This window comes from Muricoccus radiodurans (genome assembly GCF_050154705.1).
GTDB lineage: Bacteria > Pseudomonadota > Alphaproteobacteria > Acetobacterales > Acetobacteraceae > Roseomonas > Roseomonas radiodurans.
In genome coordinates, this window is record NZ_CP189561.1 from 2,052,138 (window position 1) to 2,066,749 (window position 14,612).

13 protein-coding genes and 2 other RNA genes are annotated in these 14,612 nt (G+C 73.6%); 14 read left to right on the forward strand and 1 reads right to left on the reverse strand.

Features of this window, described 5'->3' with window-relative positions; genetic code table 11:
• Positions 1-42: 42 nt before the first annotated feature.
• The 11 genes from ssrA to ACP6CK_RS10200 all read left to right on the forward strand — a co-directional run bounded on the left by ssrA (position 43) and on the right by ACP6CK_RS10200 (position 8,939).
• Positions 43-381: a transfer-messenger RNA gene (gene ssrA / locus ACP6CK_RS10150) on the forward strand.
• Positions 382-476: 95 nt separating this feature from the next.
• Entirely contained in the window at positions 477-1,034 is a 558-nt protein-coding gene (locus ACP6CK_RS10155) for an SspB family protein (RefSeq protein WP_426958772.1), read from the forward strand.
• A gap of 243 nt (positions 1,035-1,277) precedes the next feature.
• Entirely contained in the window at positions 1,278-2,924 is a 1,647-nt protein-coding gene (locus ACP6CK_RS10160) for a fumarate hydratase (RefSeq protein WP_426959900.1), read from the forward strand.
• Positions 2,925-2,951: 27 nt separating this feature from the next.
• Complete coding sequence (locus tag ACP6CK_RS10165; protein WP_426958773.1) at positions 2,952-3,350, forward strand: RidA family protein; 399 nt, start codon at positions 2,952-2,954, stop codon at positions 3,348-3,350.
• Positions 3,351-3,658: 308 nt separating this feature from the next.
• The gene (locus ACP6CK_RS10170; RefSeq protein WP_426958774.1) at positions 3,659-4,336 is read left to right on the forward strand and encodes a hypothetical protein; all 678 of its coding nucleotides are present in this window, start codon (positions 3,659-3,661) and stop codon (positions 4,334-4,336) included.
• A 76-nt stretch (positions 4,337-4,412) separates the two neighbouring features.
• Positions 4,413-4,784: a hypothetical protein gene (locus ACP6CK_RS10175; RefSeq protein WP_426958775.1), complete on the forward strand. Its 372-nt coding sequence runs from the start codon at positions 4,413-4,415 to the stop codon at positions 4,782-4,784.
• Positions 4,785-4,837: 53 nt separating this feature from the next.
• Entirely contained in the window at positions 4,838-5,536 is a 699-nt protein-coding gene (locus ACP6CK_RS10180) for a hypothetical protein (protein WP_426958776.1), read from the forward strand.
• 144 nt (positions 5,537-5,680) lie between these two features.
• Entirely contained in the window at positions 5,681-6,115 is a 435-nt protein-coding gene (locus tag ACP6CK_RS10185; protein ID WP_426958777.1) for a VOC family protein, read from the forward strand.
• On the forward strand, positions 6,112-7,230 hold the full coding sequence (locus tag ACP6CK_RS10190) for an alanine racemase (RefSeq protein ID WP_426958778.1): 1,119 nt from the start codon (positions 6,112-6,114) through the stop codon (positions 7,228-7,230). Before ACP6CK_RS10185 ends, ACP6CK_RS10190 begins: the two co-directional genes overlap by 4 nt.
• A 72-nt stretch (positions 7,231-7,302) precedes the next feature.
• The gene (locus ACP6CK_RS10195; RefSeq protein WP_426958779.1) at positions 7,303-8,712 is read left to right on the forward strand and encodes a class II fumarate hydratase; all 1,410 of its coding nucleotides are present in this window, start codon (positions 7,303-7,305) and stop codon (positions 8,710-8,712) included.
• Positions 8,712-8,939 carry a ribbon-helix-helix domain-containing protein gene (locus ACP6CK_RS10200; protein WP_426958780.1) on the forward strand — a complete coding sequence of 76 codons (228 nt, stop codon included), beginning with the start codon at positions 8,712-8,714 and terminating at the stop codon, positions 8,937-8,939. Before ACP6CK_RS10195 ends, ACP6CK_RS10200 begins: the two co-directional genes overlap by 1 nt.
• A gap of 127 nt (positions 8,940-9,066) precedes the next feature.
• Here the strand turns inward: ACP6CK_RS10200 and ACP6CK_RS10205 are convergent, their stop codons facing one another.
• Positions 9,067-11,910 carry an AsmA family protein gene (locus ACP6CK_RS10205; RefSeq protein WP_426958781.1) on the reverse strand — a complete coding sequence of 948 codons (2,844 nt, stop codon included), beginning with the start codon at positions 11,908-11,910 and terminating at the stop codon, positions 9,067-9,069.
• 307 nt (positions 11,911-12,217) lie between these two features.
• Here ACP6CK_RS10205 and ACP6CK_RS10210 point away from each other — a divergent pair, with 307 nt between their 5' ends.
• The 3 genes from ACP6CK_RS10210 (at position 12,218) to rnpB (ending at position 14,323) form a co-directional block, all read left to right on the forward strand.
• A complete protein-coding gene (locus ACP6CK_RS10210) occupies positions 12,218-12,997 on the forward strand; it encodes a TerB family tellurite resistance protein (protein WP_426958782.1) in 780 nt (259 codons plus the stop codon).
• A gap of 72 nt (positions 12,998-13,069) precedes the next feature.
• The gene (locus ACP6CK_RS10215; protein WP_426958783.1) at positions 13,070-13,882 is read left to right on the forward strand and encodes an N-acetylmuramoyl-L-alanine amidase; all 813 of its coding nucleotides are present in this window, start codon (positions 13,070-13,072) and stop codon (positions 13,880-13,882) included.
• A gap of 32 nt (positions 13,883-13,914) precedes the next feature.
• Positions 13,915-14,323, forward strand: an RNA gene (gene rnpB, locus ACP6CK_RS10220) — RNase P RNA component class A.
• Positions 14,324-14,612: the final 289 nt, after the last annotated feature.

Sequence of the window (14,612 nt, forward strand, 5' to 3'; positions counted from 1 at the left end):
TGCAGGAGGCCGGCGCCCGCCCGCCCCGCCGCGGCCCTCCTCCCCCTGGAAATCCGCGGCGCCATGCCCTATGTTCCGCACGTCGTCCTCGGACGGCTATGGCGATAAACAGTACGTGGAATAAGCGTTGTGGACCCGGGGGCAGTGCCCGGCGCCTCCACCAATCCCCAAGGGCTTATCGGCCCGCGGATCCAGGGTTGGACAGGGGGGCGAAACAGGCTCGACGCGCGCAGTAAAGACGTACCTTTTGCTCGGCATTGTACCGCCGTTATCGGGCTAAATCACAAGTGCCAACGATAACAGCCGCGAGGCTGTGGCGCTCGCTGCCTAGGAATAGGTAAGCGCGGTCCGGGGGGAACCGGGCAACAGAATCCCCCCACCTCCTTCCCCTCCCGTGACATGGCTTTGACAGCGGCACGCCGCATGCCTATGCCGCCGCCCGGAATGCCGCCCGGCCGCGGCCATAATGGTGCACGATGAGCGAGCAAGCCCCGCCCCCCGAGAGCCTGCTGCCCTATGACCGCTGGACCGAGGAGGCGATGCGCAACGTCGCGCTGCGCGCGCTCGACTTCGCCGCGGCCAACGGCCTGCCGGGCGAGCACCACTTCTACCTCACCTTCCGCACCGACCATCCCGGCACGCAGGTCCCCGGTCACCTGAAGGCCCGCTACCCGCAGGAGATGACGATCGTCCTGCAGCACCAGTTCTGGGACCTCAAGGTGGACCGGACGGCGCAGCGGGTCTCGGTCGGCCTCTCCTTCGGCGGCGTCGCCGCGACCCTGATCATCCCCTTCGCCGCGCTCGTCGCCTTCTGGGACCCGCATGTCCGGGTCGGCCTGCGCTTCGGCGAGATGACCACCTCCGACGCCGAGGCCGCGCCCGGCGCGGACGACGCCGAACCGGCCGAGAGCCCGGCCGCAGAGTCGGCTTCGTCGCCCGCGGCCGAGAAGCCCGAAGCGCCGAAGCCCGACACCCCTGCCCAGGTCGTCAGCCTGGACGCTTTCCGCCGCCGCCCCGGCGGCACGCGGGACTGATCGGCGCCGCTCCGGCGCCGCGCGCCGGGACGCTTCAACCGGCCGCGATCCGCCGCTAAGTACAGGAGGTTCCGTTTCCTGGCGCTTGGACCCCTGCCGCGCTAACACGCGCGCGGGCGGCCGCACGCGCCCAAGCCCGCCGAGAGGGAGAGCCCCGTGAGCTCCACCAACACCGCCTACCCGCCCGTCGCCGTCGGCCCCTCCCCCGTCGCCACCTCGGACGGGGCCGAGGCCGATGCCGGGATGCCCGTCTCGCAGCGCACCGCCGGCTTCGACTACGCCCCGATGTTCCCGCTGGGGCCGGACACGACCCCCTGGCGCAAGCTCGACATCGAGGGCGTCTCCACCATCGAGGTGGAGGGCAAGCGGGTCCTCAAGATCAAGCCCCGCGTCCTGGAGGAGCTGGCCTTCCAGGCCTGCCGCGACGTCTCGCACCTCCTGCGCCCTGGCCACCTGCAGCAGCTCTCCAACATCCTGAAGGATCCGGAGGCGTCGGCGAACGACCGCTTCGTCGCGCTCGACCTGCTGAAGAACGCGAACATCGCCGCCGGCGGCAAGCTGCCCATGTGCCAGGACACCGGCACAGCGATCGTGCACGGCAAGAAGGGCCAGCGCGTCTGGGTCGAGGGGAACGAGGAGGAGGCGCTCTCCTACGGCGTCCACCGCACCTACACCGAGACGAACCTGCGCTACTCCCAGATGGCGCCGCTCTCCATGTACGAGGAGGTGAACACCGGCAACAACCTGCCCGTCCAGTTCGACCTCTACGCCTCTCCCGGCGACTACCACGCCGAGGAGTTCGAGTTGATGTTCGTCCTGAAGGGCGGCGGATCGGCGAATAAGACCTTCCTCTACCAGCAGACCCGCGCCGTGCTGAACCCGAAGAAGCTGCTCGACTTCCTCGGCGAGAAGATCAAAACGCTCGGCACCTCCGCCTGCCCGCCCTACCACCTGGCCATCGTCATCGGCGGCACGAGCGCGGAGACGACGCTCAAGACCGTCAAGATGGCCTCCACCCGCTATCTCGACACGCTGCCGGAGAAGGGCGCGAAGTCCGGCCACGCCTTCCGCGACCGGGCGCTGGAGGCGGAGGTCCACAAGCTCACCCAGAACCTCGGGATCGGCGCGCAGTTCGGCGGCAAGTATTTCTGCCACGACGTCCGCATCATCCGCCTGCCCCGCCACGGCGCGTCGCTGCCCATCGGCATCGGCGTCTCCTGCTCCGCCGACCGGCAGATCCGCGCGAAGATCACGCCGGAGGGCGTCTTTCTCGAAGACCTGGAGCACGACCCCGCCCGCTTCCTGCCCGACCAGACCGAGGGGCTGGAGGAGGGCGGCGAGGTCGTCCGCATCGACCTGCAGCGCCCGATGGAGGAGATCCGCGCGGAGCTGTCGCGCCACCCCGTCTCCACCCGCGTGTCGCTCAACGGCACGATCGTCGTGGCGCGCGACATCGCCCATGCGAAGCTGAAGGAGCGGCTCGACGCCGGCCAGGGCCTGCCTGAGTACATCAAGAACCACCCGGTCTACTACGCCGGCCCCGCCAAGACGCCGGAAGGCATGCCCACCGGCTCCTTCGGCCCGACCACCGCGGGCCGCATGGACAGCTACGTCGCGGAGTTCCAGGCGGCCGGCGGCTCGCTCGTCATGCTCGCCAAGGGCAACCGCTCGAAGGCCGTGACGGAGAGCTGCAAGAAGAACGGCGGCTTCTACCTCGGCAGCGTCGGCGGCCCCGCCGCGCGCCTGGCCCAGGACTGCATCCGCAAGGTCGAGGTACTGGAATACCCGGAGCTCGGCATGGAAGCCGTCTGGCGCATCGAGGTCGAGGACTTCCCCGCCTTCATCGTCGTGGACGACAAGGGCAACGACTTCTACGACGGCCTCGAGTAGCCGCCCGCCGCGCCGGAGGAGAACCGCATGACGACCCGCCGCCTCATCTCCTCCGGCTCCGTCTTCGAGAAGGAGATCGGCTACTCCCGCGCGGTCGTCGACGGCGGCTTCGTCTTCGTCTCCGGCACGACCGGCTACGACTACACGACGATGGAGATCGCCGACGACGTCCAGATGCAGTGCGAGCAGACGCTGAAGAACATCGCGTCCGCCCTCGCCCAGGCCGGCGCCTCGCTGCGGGACGTGGTGCGCGTCCTCTACATCGTGCCCAACCCGGCGGATTGGCAGCACTGCTGGCCCGTGCTGCGCCTCTACTTCGGCAACATCCGTCCCGCCGCCACCCTCATCCACGCCGCGCTCCAGGCGCCGGAAATGCGGATCGAGATCGAGGTCACCGCGCGCCTCCCCGCGTCCGCCGCGCCCTGACGGGCCGCATCGCCTCGGACTGATCAACCCCCGCGCATCCGGCCGCCTGCGAGCGGGCGGTCACATCGCCTGTCTGCACGAAGGGATGACGCAGAGCCCCTCTGGGCCGCCCACTCAGCAGTGATGCGAATGATTCTGAGTCCAGTTATTACCTCCACATTTCAGTTACATACGCGGTGTTTTTCGCCCATCGCCTCAATCTTGCCCAAAACTCAGGCAGTCCGCCGCGTTTCAGAAGCGCTGCGACCTCCGTCCGGGGTCCGCCCTACGGCAGGTCGCCGCATCTTCTGAGACGTGGAGCAACAACAATGATGACGATGAGGAACGCCGGCCTTGTGGCCGCCCTGCTGGCAAGCACCGCTTTCGGGGCCCTCGCGCAGTCGAGCTCGACGGTCGGGATGGGCGGCAGCACGGCCGGCGGCGGGTCCACGGGCACCACGCTCGGCACCGGCGGCAGCACCGCGGGCGGTTCGGGTTCCGGCTCGGCCAGCACCCTCGGCATGGGCGGCGCCACGGCGGGCGGCGGGCAGACTGGCGTGACGCTCGGCACCGGCGGTAGCGCCGCGGGCGGCTCGGGCTCCGGCTCCGGCAGCACCCTTGGCATGGGCGGCGCCACGGCGGGCGGCGGCACCACGGGCACCGCGCTCGGCACCGGCGGCAGCGCCGCGGGCGGCTCGGGCTCCGGCTCCGGCAGCACCCTCGGCATGGGTGGCGCGACGGCGGGCGGCGGCACGACCGGCACCGCGCTCGGGACCGGCGGCAGCGCCGCGGGCTCCGGCTCGCGCTCGGGCTCCGGCTCGGCCAGCACGCTCGGCATGGGCGGCGCGACGGCGGGCGGCGGCACCACGGGCACCGCGCTCGGGACCGGCGGCAGCGCCGCGGGCTCCGGCTCCACCGCCCCGGGCCACACCGCCGCGCCGGGCAACTCGGGCAACGCCCCGGGCCACACCGGCGCCGCGCCGGGCGGCGGCACGCAGCGCCGCTAAGGCGGGCTGAGGCGACGGGCGGGGCATCCGGTCCTCCGGGCCGGGTGCCCCGCTCCATCCGTTGAGGAGGGAACCCATGCGCCTGTTCAACAGCGTCACGATGCTCGTGGCCTCGACCGGCCTGATCCTGGCCCTGGGCGGCCCTGCCGGGGCGCAGAGCAGCAGCAGCAGCAGCAGCGCCGAGGCGCGCGGGCCGAATGCCAGCGCCTCCGCCAGCGCCGGAAGTGGGACGTCCGGCCCGTGCCGGGAGATCACGCCGGAAGAAGCCGCCCGCGGCGGCGGCGCGCACAGCTCCGTCACCACCGGCCCCGGCGGGCTGAGCGGCAGCGCCACGGCGGGACCGAACGGGCCACGGGTCACCATCGGACCGAGCGGCGGCACCCCCGGGCCGGGCGGCGGGGCCCATGCCACGGCGCGGTCGGACTGCGTCGTCGTCGTGCCGCGCTGACCCGCCCCTCGAAGACGCCCCCGTTCGAACACGCCCGAGAAGGAATCCTGCCCATGAAAGGCGCGAAACTCGCACTTCTGGCCGGCGCCGCGATGCTCGCGGCCGCCGGCGCCTCGGCCCAGCCCGCGCCGGACGGCACCACCACCACCCGCACACGCACCCAGCAGGCCGGGCACCTGCCGGACGGCGGCACCGGGATGCGGCGGGTCGAGACCACCACGACCACCGGCACGAACCCCGATGGCACCGCCGCCGGCAGCACCTCCGTCGAGGCCCGCGCGGCCGGCCGGCAGTCCGATGGCGGCACCGGCCTGCGCCAGGCGGAGAGCACCAGCACGGTCGGCGCCGGCGCCACCGGCAGCGGCACGACCGCGACCGGCACGACGGAGAGCGGCGCCCGGGCCACCGGCCGCCAGGCCGATGGGAACCGCGGCAACACCCGCGTCGAGAGCAGCAGCGGCGTCGGCACCGGCGCGACCGCGACCGGACCCGGCGGCACCGCCGCCAGCACGGTCGGGACAGGGGGCTCGGCCTCGGCCGGTAGCGGCGTGACCGCCAGCACCCTCGGCGTCGGCGGCGCCTCGACGGGCGGCGGGTCTACCGCGGCCGCAGTCGGCACGGGCGGATCGGGCACGGCGGGTCCGGTGGCCGGCAGCTCGGTCGGCGTCGGCGGCACCTCCGCCGGCAGTGGGTCCGGCGCGGCCGCCACGGCCCCCGGCCGGTCCGGCTCGGCCCCGGGCCACAACCGCTAGGCTTTCCCGAAAGGGGAAAGCGAAGGCACGCCGCCCGGCCGCTCCGGGCGGCGTGCTTCTTTGCTCACCGCCCGCTTCCCGGCTTGTCCCGCCGCGTCGGAACGGGCATGGGGCGCCGGCTGCCAGCCTGACCGGAGCCCGCCCATGCGCTTTGCCGTGGACCGCCTGGACCACCTTGTCATCACCTGCAACGACGTGGACGTCACGGCGAGCTGGTATCAGCGCGTCCTGGGGATGGAGCGGGAGAGCTTCGGCCCGCACAACCGCACCTCCCTCCGCTTCGGCGGCCAGAAGATCAACCTCCGCCCGCGGGACGCGACGCAGGAGGCCTGGTTCACCGGCACCGGCGCGGCGCCGGGCGGCCAGGACCTCTGCTTCATCGTGACCGTCACGGCCGAGGACGTGGCCGACCACCTCCGTGCCTGCGGCGTGACGGTCGAACAGGGCCCGGTGGAGAAGGCCGGCGCGCTCGGCCCGATCAACTCGGTCTATTGCCGCGACCCCGACGGCAACCTCATCGAGATCTCCACCTACGGCGACGCCGCCGCCATCCCCGGCAGCGCCGGGAACACGGCGTGACCGGCCCCGACACCCCGCGCCTCCTCCTCGATCGTCCCAGGCTGGAGGCCAACGCCGCGCGGCTGCGCGCCCGCTGCGCGGAACTCGGGGTCGCGTTCCGCCCGCACTTCAAGACGCCGAAATCGGTCGACGTCCTCCGCGCCGCCCATGGCGGCATCCCCGGCCCCGTGACTGTCTCCACGATGAAGGAGGCCGAGGCGGTGGCCGCCTCCGGCGCCGCCACCGACATCCTCCTGGCCGCCACCGCCATTCCCGCACGCATCCCGCGCGCCGAGGCCCTGGCCCGTCACCACGGCACGCGCCTCCTCCTCGTGCTCGACAGCGCCGAGATGACCGGCCTCGTGGACGCCGCCGCCTCGGCCCCGCACGACGTGCTGGTGGAAGTGGATTGCGGCGAGCACCGCGCCGGCGTCCCGCCCAAGGCCGCCCTGCCCATCGCCCGGGCGGTCCACGGCTCCCGCCACCTGCGCCTCGCCGGCGTGATGACCCATGCCGGGCATTCCTACGCCACCGACGACATTCAGAAGATCGCCGACCTCGCCGAGACCGAGCGCGCGGCGGCCGTCACCGCCGCCGAGGCGATCCGCGCCGCCGGCCTGCCCTGCCCCATCGTCTCCGTCGGCTCCACGCCGACGCTGCTGTACGCCCGCCACCTCCACGGCGTGACGGAGGCCCGGGCCGGCATCGCCCTGCTCTGGGATCTCGCGCAGCACTCCCGCGGCATGTGCACCTGGGACGATCTTGCCCTCTCCGTCCTCTCGACGGTGATTGGCCACAACCGCAGCGGCATGTCCCTCATCCTCGACGCCGGCGCCCTCGCCCTCTCGAAGGACGTCTCCGCCAACAGCTTCGCCCCCGGCACCGCCTTCGGCGCGCTGGCGGACGCGGCAACCGGCGCCCGCCTGCCGCTCCAGCTCGGCACCGTCCACCAGGAGCACGGCACCGTCCCCGTGCCGGACGAGTCCTGGTTCGCCCGCCTGCCCATCGGCAGCACGGTGCGCGTCTATCCCAACCACGCCTGCCTCACCGCCGCCGGCGGCTACGGCGCCTTCGACGTGCTGGACGAATCTGGCGCGACCACGTCCCGCTGGCCCCGCGTGGACGGCTGGCACTGACCCGCGGGATTCTGCGCCCAGGCCCGCGCTGACGGGCTTGGTCCGGCTCCCGCGCGCGCCCATGTCGCCGGGATGAGCACCCGCACCGAAACCGATTCCCTCGGCACGATCGAGATCGAGGCCGACCGCCTCTGGGGCCCGCAGACCGAGCGCGCGCGCCGCCTCTTCCAGATCGGTTCGGAGCGCTTCCCGCCCCTACTCATCCGCGCCGTCGGCCTCCAGAAGCAGGCGGCGGCGGAGGCCAACAAGGCCCTCGGCGAACTTCCGGCCGATCTCGCCGACCCGATCATCGCCGCCGCGCGGGAGATCGCCGCGAACGGGCGCGACGCCGACTTCCCGCTCCCGGTCTGGCAGACCGGCAGCGGCACGCAGACGAACATGAACGCGAACGAGGTGATCGCGAACCGCGCGAACCAGACGCTGGGACAGCCCCTCGGCTCGCGGAAGCCGGTGCATCCGAACGACCACGTGAACCGCGGCCAGTCCTCCAACGACAGCTTCCCCACCGTCATGCACGTCGCCGCCGCGGAGGCCGTGACGACGCGCCTGATCCCCGCGCTGGAAACGCTGCACGCCAGCCTCTCCCGCCGTGCAAGCGAATGGGCCGACATCGTCAAGCTCGGCCGCACCCACCTGATGGACGCGGTTCCCGTCACGCTCGGCCAGGAATTCGCCGCCTGGGCGCTTCAGGTCGAGCATGGCATCGCGCGGGTGAAGGGCGTGCTCCCCCGCCTGCTCGCCCTGCCCCAGGGCGGCACCGCCGCCGGCACCGGCCTGAACACCCATGCCGGCTTCGCGACGACCTTCGCGGAGCGGATGGCCGCCTTGACCGGCCTCCCCTTCACCGCCAACCCCAACCCCTTCGAGGGCATGGGCGCCCACGATGCCTTCGTGGAGCTGCAGGGCGCGATGAACGTCCTCGCCGTCTCGCTCAACAAGATCGCGAACGACGTGCGCCTGCTCGGCTCCGGCCCCCGCGCCGGCTTCTCGGAACTGGTGATTCCCGCCGATGGCCTGTCCAGCTCCATCATGCCCGGCAAGACCAACCCGACGCAGTCGGAAGCGCTGACCATGGTCTGCGCCCAGGTCATGGGCAACACGACGACCGTCACGGTCGCCGGCGCCCAGGGCCACCTGGAGCTGAACGTCTTCAAGCCCGTCATCATCCAGGCCGTGCTGCAATCCGCGACGCTTCTTGCCGACGCCTCGGAGAGCTTCGCCCACAACATGGTGGACAAGCTGGAGCCGAACCGCGCGCGCATCGCCGACAACCTCGCGCGCAGCCTGATGCTCGTCACCGCGCTGAACCCGCGGATCGGCTACGACAAGGCGGTGCAGATCGGGAAGAAGGCGCTCGCGGAGAACCTTACCCTGCGCGACGCCGCCGCCCAGCTCGGCCATGTCTCGCCGGAGGACTTCGACCGCTGGGTCCGCCCGGAGGACATGACCCGACGGGGAGCCACGCTCGACGGCTCGGGCTGATGGCCGGGCACCTCCGGAAGCGCTCCTTCTCCCTCGCCGGCCACCGCACCTCCGTCGCCCTGGAACCGGAATTCTGGACCGCGCTGGAGGCGGAGGCTGAGCGACGCGCCCTCCCCCTCGCCCGCCTGGTCCAGGAGGCCGATGCGGCCCGCGCAGACCCCAGCCTCCCCCTCGCCTCGGCGCTGCGCCTGACGGTGCTGCACGCTCTCCGAGCGGCCAGAGACTGAACGATCCTCCCCGGGGAAGGCGTCGCCTTCCCCGGCCCCCATCCACCAGGGGGCGAACTCGCCCCCTGGACCCGCGTCAAGTGGGATCTTGGGGTCCGGGGGGCGCGTTCGCCTTCCGGCGGCACGCCTACCGCTCCGCCCGCCAGCGCTGCCAGGCCGCCACCTCCGGCACGCGCCGGGGACGCGCTGCCGGGCCGGTCAGCCGCACGCCCACCTCCGGTCCCGAATAACCGGGATCGCCCGGCTTCTGCGTCGCGAGCAGGTCCACCGCCCCGCGCGCCACGTCCACGTCGCCGCGCAGCGTCAGCGCCACGCCCTCCCCGACCGCGGAAGCCTCCGCCAGCGTCACCCGCCCGCCGGCCAGCGTCCCCCGCACCGAGAGCGCCTCGAACCCGGTCGCCCCGTCGGACAGCGCCTGCCGCAGCGCCGTCTCGTCCCCCGCCACGGCCCCGCGGCCCGCCGCCGCCGCGTCCAGCCCGGACAGCACGCCTTGCCGCGCCGCCAGCCGCGCCTCGCCCTCCAGCGTGGCGATCAGCGCGGCCGCGCTGCTCCCCCGGGCCGCGAGCTGCCAGCCCAGCTCGGCGCGTCCGGCCACCACGTCCACCGGCAAGCCCAGCATCGGTCCCGTCACCTCCGCGTCCCGCACGGTTCCCGACAGCCCCAGGACCGGCGCGTCCCCCGTCACATCCAGCGTCGCCGCCCCGCGCAGCGCCCCGCCCGACAGCACCGCCTCCACCTCATCCAGCGCGAGCCGCCCGGCCGAGAGTCGCACCCGCGCCCGCGCGTCCTGCACCGGCGGCAGCCCCGCCAACTCCAGCCGCCCGAAGGAAAGCGCCACGTCGGCGTCCAGGCCGCGCAGCGCCGCGACCGGCAGCGGTTCCCGCCCACGCCAGGCGAAGCCCGGGGGGTTCATCGCCTCCACTGCCAAGCGCCCCGTCACCCGCGGCCGCCCCGCCTCCAGCGTCAAGGCGAGCGGCCCGCTCAGCCGCACCCCGCCTGCGACGAGTTCCAGCCGCTCCGCAGACACCCCCTGCGGCCCGGCCGAGAGCGCCGCCACCACGGAGAGCGACCCCTGCCCGATCCAATCCTCCACCCCCGGCCACCCGGCCTCTGACAGGAAGCGCGGCGCCCCGGGATGCCGCAGCGTCACCGTCCCCGTCCCGCGCCGCCCCGGCAGGTCGAGCGTCGTATTCGCCTCCAGCCGCGCCTCCCCGAGGTCCAGCCCGAGCTGCACGGCCAGCGCCTCCACCGGCCCGCTCCCGCCTGCTCGCAGGGAGAAGCCCTGCCCCGCCAGCCGCGTCCCGTCCGGCCAGCTTCCGGGCAGCAGCATCGCCAGGGACCGGAAGGCCGGCCCCGACAATTCCAGAGAGGCGTCGGACAGCCGCGGCGACGGCCCCAGCAGCACCCCGCCGGACAGCGCCAGCTCCGCCTCCGCCAACCTCCCGGACAGCCGCCGCACGGTCAGCCGCCCGTTCTCGAGCGACGCGTCGAGCGAGGCCCGGTCCAGCCCCACCCCGCCCCAGCGGGCCGTCTCCGCCGCGATCCGCAGGTTCGCGTCCAGCCCGCCCAGCACCCGCCCGGCCGCCGCCCAGTCGAGCCCGGGCCGCAGCCAGGCATCCAGGTCCAGCACGTCCAGGTTCAGCCCCAGCCCGAGCGCGGGACGCGCGCCGTAGCGCAGCACCCCCGCCCCGGACACCCGCGCCCCGTCCAGCACCGCCGAGAACTCCGGTACGGCCACCGAACCGGGATCCAGCACCAGCCGCGCCCGGCCCTCCCCCGCGCGAAGCCGCGCCGGCGCCAGCACCTCCGTGTTCAGCCCCAGCGCACCGAGCGTCCCGCGCAGATCGCTCCCGGCGAAGCGCAGCCCTGCCTCCAGCCGGTCGCCCGCCGTCGCGCCGTTCAGCTCGACCGTCGTGTCGCCCGGCAGCAGCGCGGACACATCCGTCAGGGTCAGCCGGTCCGCGTCCCGGAACACGGCGGCCCGGAGCCGCCGCAGCGGCACCCCGCCGAAGCTCGCCGCCTCCGCCGAGAGGTCCACGCCCAGGGGCAGCCCGGCGCCGCGCGACCGCAGTGCGCCGACCCAGGAATCCAGGTCCAGCCGCCCCGTCACCAGCGCCACGTCCACCCGCGCGGTGGGCGAAAGACGCAGGGTCAACGCCCCCCGCGCCGGCCCGCCGCCGAGATCCATCGCCAGCTCGTCCGCCGCGACCAGGTCCGCCGCCACCATCAGCCGCCCGCGCGCCCGGAACGGCCCCGCCGGCGCGGGCACGAGGAGCGAGAGGTCCGGCCCCGAGGCCTCGACGCTGCCCTCCATCACGCCCTCCGGCGTCAGCACGCCGCGCGCGCCGATCGTCGCGCCGCCGAGCGCCAGCGCCACCTCCAGCGGCGTCGCCCCGTCGAAGCCCGGCCGTCCGAGCGTGGCGTCGAAGCGCCACTCCAGCCCGCCCCGCACGAAGCTGCCGCCCGCCCGCACCGGCGCGGCCAGGCTGCCGTCGCCTGCCGTCAGCCGGGCCTGCACCCGTTCCAGCACCACGGCGCCGATCGCGATCCGGCTTCCCTCCAGCGCCGCGTCCAGGGACGACAGACCCGCGAAGAGCCCCGCCGCCCCGCCCGGCGGCGGCCAGGGGAGGCGGATATCGGCGCCCACCAGCGCCACCTCCCGCGGTGCCAGCCGCCCGCGCAGCAGGGCGGGCCCGTCCAGCCGCAGCCGCAGCGCCCCCGCCGTGACGGCGAAGGCGTCGTCCGGTTCCCCGAGGGTCACGCCCTCCGCCTCCACCACCGGACGCGGCAGCAGGCGCAGCCGAACCGGCCCGGTCAGCGTCACCGGCCGCCCAAGCCTCTCGGCCGCCAGCGCCGCCAGCGTGTCGCGCCGCGCGGTCCAGTCCGTGAAGAGGGGTGCGGCGTAGAGCGCGCCGAGCACCAGCAGGACCAGCCCCGCCAGCACCCCGCCGATAAGGAGAAGGCGCCGCATCAGCCCGCGCCCCGCATCAGCCCGGCCCCATGGGACAGCCGCTCAGCGCCCTTCCCCCCGCATGCCCGAGACCTCTCCCAACCCGGCCATGCCGAACCCGATCCTCCAAGCGCCGGCAAGCGCCCCCGAAGCCGCGCCGGAAGGGCCGGCCGCGCCGCCGGATCGCGCCTGGATTCGCGCGGCGCCCCGCCAGCCGACAATGCGTCCCGCACCGCGGCCGGGCAAGGAAGCGCGCCATGAAGCCGCTTTCGGCAGGCGCGAAATCAGGGCATGAGGCGGGGCGGAGAATGAGGGCCGGACGGCGCGCGTGGGCTTCTGGGGAAAGATCATCGGCGGCGCGGTCGGTTTCGCCATGGGCGGGCCGCTCGGTGCCGTGCTGGGCAGCGCGCTCGGCCACGCGGCGGACGAGGGAGCGCTGAACGGCGCCATCCCCGGCGTGGACGGCGCCCGCATCGCCGCCCTGCTCGGCTCGAAGGAAAGCCTCTTCGCCGTCTCCGTCGTCGTCCTCTCGGCGAAGCTGTCGAAGGTGGACGGCCCGGTGAAGCGGGCGGAGATCGACGCCTTCAAGCGCCTCTTCCGCATCCCGCCGGAGAACATGAAGGAGGTCGCCGACCTCTTCGACCGCGCGCGCGAGAACGCCGAGGGCCACGAGACCTTCTCCGAGCGGCTGGGACAGGCCTTCGCCGACAACAAGGCGATGCTGGAGGACGTGCTCGCCGCCCTCTTCCGCATCGCCGAATCCGACGGCCCGCTGAACCGCGCGGAATACGCCTTCCTCACCACGACCCACGCCCGCTTCGGCCTGGAACCCGAGGCCCTGGCCCGCGCGCGGGAGGGCCGACCCGCCCCCGGCGCCGGCCCGCGGATCGAGCATCAGGAAGGCCCCGACCCCTACGCGGTGCTCGGCCTGGGCCGCGAGGCGACGGACGCCGAGGTGCGCGAGACCTGGCGCCGCCTGATGCGGGAAAACCACCCGGACAGCCTTGCCTCCCGCGGAGTGCCGGCCGAATTCATCCGCCGCGCCACCGACAAGGTCGCCGCCATCAACGCGGCGTGGGACCGGATCAAGCGGGAGCGCAAGCTGTGACCGGCGGCCGCCCGCCATCCCTTCTCCGGGCCTGAGTCAAACGGAGGCGCGACGCATGAGCCCGACATCCTCATGACCCTCCGCCCCGGCCCCACCCCTGTCCCGATCGCGCGGGAAGAGCACGCTCCGGGCGCCACGGCCCCGCGCCTCGTCCCCCGCGACGTCACGCTGACGATCCTCGACCTTCCCAGCCCGAACCAGGACGACCGACCGCCGGGCGTGCCGATCGACACGCTCATTCTCCACTACACCGACATGGAGTCCGGGGCCGCCGCCATCGCCCGCCTGCGCGACCCCGCCGCGAAGGTCTCCTCCCATTATGTGGTGGAGGAGGACGGGACCGTCTTCCGCCTCGTCCCGGACCACCGCCGCGCCGCCCATGCCGGGATCTCGCACTGGCGCGGGAATGAGGGGCTGAACGCCCGCTCCATCGGGATCGAGGTGGTGAACCCCGGTCATTCCTGCGGCTACCGCCCCTTCCCCGTGCTCCAGATGGCGGCTTTGGCCGATCTCTGCCTCGACCTCATCACCCGACATCCGATTCCCGCCCGCAACGTCGTTGGCCACAGCGACGTGTCGCCGGACCGCAAGCGCGACCCGGGCGAGCTCTTCGACTGGCAGGGCCTCGCGCGCCTCGGCATCGGCCTCTGGCCCGAGGGCGTACCCGGCGACGACCTCTCACCCGTGCCCGACGGGCTGACCCGGGCCGTCTCGCTGCTGCAGCGAATCGGCTACAAGGTGGACGCGGCGCGGCCGGACCTCGCCCTGACCGCCTTCCAGCGCCACTGGCGGCAGGAGGAATGGGGCGGACGGCCCGACTCGGGCACCCTCGCCCGCCTCACCGCGGTCGCCGCCCTCGCTGAAGCTATTCCCATCCCCGCTTGACCCTGCCCGGGCCGGCCCCCATACCCCGCCCGCCAGGCGGCTGGGCGACCGCTGTGGCCGCTCTGCGGCCATGGAGGAAAGTCCGGGCTCCACGGGAAGACGGTGCCGGCTAACGGCCGGCGGGGGCGACCCCAGGGACAGTGCCACAGAGAAGAAACCGCCCGTCCGGCCGAGGGAAACCGAGGTTCGGCGGGCAAGGGTGAAACGGTGGGGTAAGAGCCCACCGCGCCCCCGGCGACGGGGGCGGCACGGCAAACCCCACCGGGAGCAAGGCCGAATAGGGGCGGTCGGCGAGGATTCCTTTCGGGGGGTCCGGCGCAGGGGCATCCCGCCCCACCGCCCGGGTTGGCCGCGTGAAACCCCCGGTAACGGGGGTTCCAGAGGAATGGTCGCCCGGTCCGAAGGGACCGACAGAACCCGGCTTACAGGCCGCCTGGCACCACTTATCCCCAGCTCTCAGGATTACTTTCCAGCGCTTTGATTTCAGTCGCATTTGCACGCGTGTCGAGTCGGCAACACCAGCTACACTCCGTCACCAACCCGCAAACTCCCATGGCATCCCACCCCGACCCATGTTATCCCAAAGGCATCCCGCAAGGGCCCGGACCTGAGGGGGGCAAGGGCCGCGGGGTGGTCGGGTGAGCCGGTGGGATCGGGGGGTCCCGCCGGCCGCTTGATCCATCAAGATCCCAGCCAATCCGAACGACCGCAAGGGGGCGGTGGTCCAACG

Excerpts from the sequence above, each read along its gene's own strand:
- ACP6CK_RS10155 (WP_426958772.1), top strand. The coding sequence starts at position 477 with ATGAGCGAGCAAGCCCCGCCCCCCGAGAGCCTGCTGCCCTATGACCGC.
- ACP6CK_RS10160 (WP_426959900.1), top strand. The coding sequence starts at position 1,278 with ATGCCCGTCTCGCAGCGCACCGCCGGCTTCGACTACGCCCCGATGTTC.
- ACP6CK_RS10165 (WP_426958773.1), top strand. The coding sequence starts at position 2,952 with ATGACGACCCGCCGCCTCATCTCCTCCGGCTCCGTCTTCGAGAAGGAG.
- ACP6CK_RS10170 (WP_426958774.1), top strand. The coding sequence starts at position 3,659 with ATGATGACGATGAGGAACGCCGGCCTTGTGGCCGCCCTGCTGGCAAGC.
- ACP6CK_RS10175 (WP_426958775.1), top strand. The coding sequence starts at position 4,413 with ATGCGCCTGTTCAACAGCGTCACGATGCTCGTGGCCTCGACCGGCCTG.
- ACP6CK_RS10180 (WP_426958776.1), top strand. The coding sequence starts at position 4,838 with ATGAAAGGCGCGAAACTCGCACTTCTGGCCGGCGCCGCGATGCTCGCG.
- ACP6CK_RS10185 (WP_426958777.1), top strand. The coding sequence starts at position 5,681 with ATGCGCTTTGCCGTGGACCGCCTGGACCACCTTGTCATCACCTGCAAC.
- ACP6CK_RS10195 (WP_426958779.1), top strand. The coding sequence starts at position 7,303 with ATGAGCACCCGCACCGAAACCGATTCCCTCGGCACGATCGAGATCGAG.
- ACP6CK_RS10200 (WP_426958780.1), top strand. The coding sequence starts at position 8,712 with ATGGCCGGGCACCTCCGGAAGCGCTCCTTCTCCCTCGCCGGCCACCGC.
- ACP6CK_RS10205 (WP_426958781.1), bottom strand. The coding sequence starts at position 11,910 with ATGCGGCGCCTTCTCCTTATCGGCGGGGTGCTGGCGGGGCTGGTCCTG.
- ACP6CK_RS10215 (WP_426958783.1), top strand. The coding sequence starts at position 13,070 with ATGACCCTCCGCCCCGGCCCCACCCCTGTCCCGATCGCGCGGGAAGAG.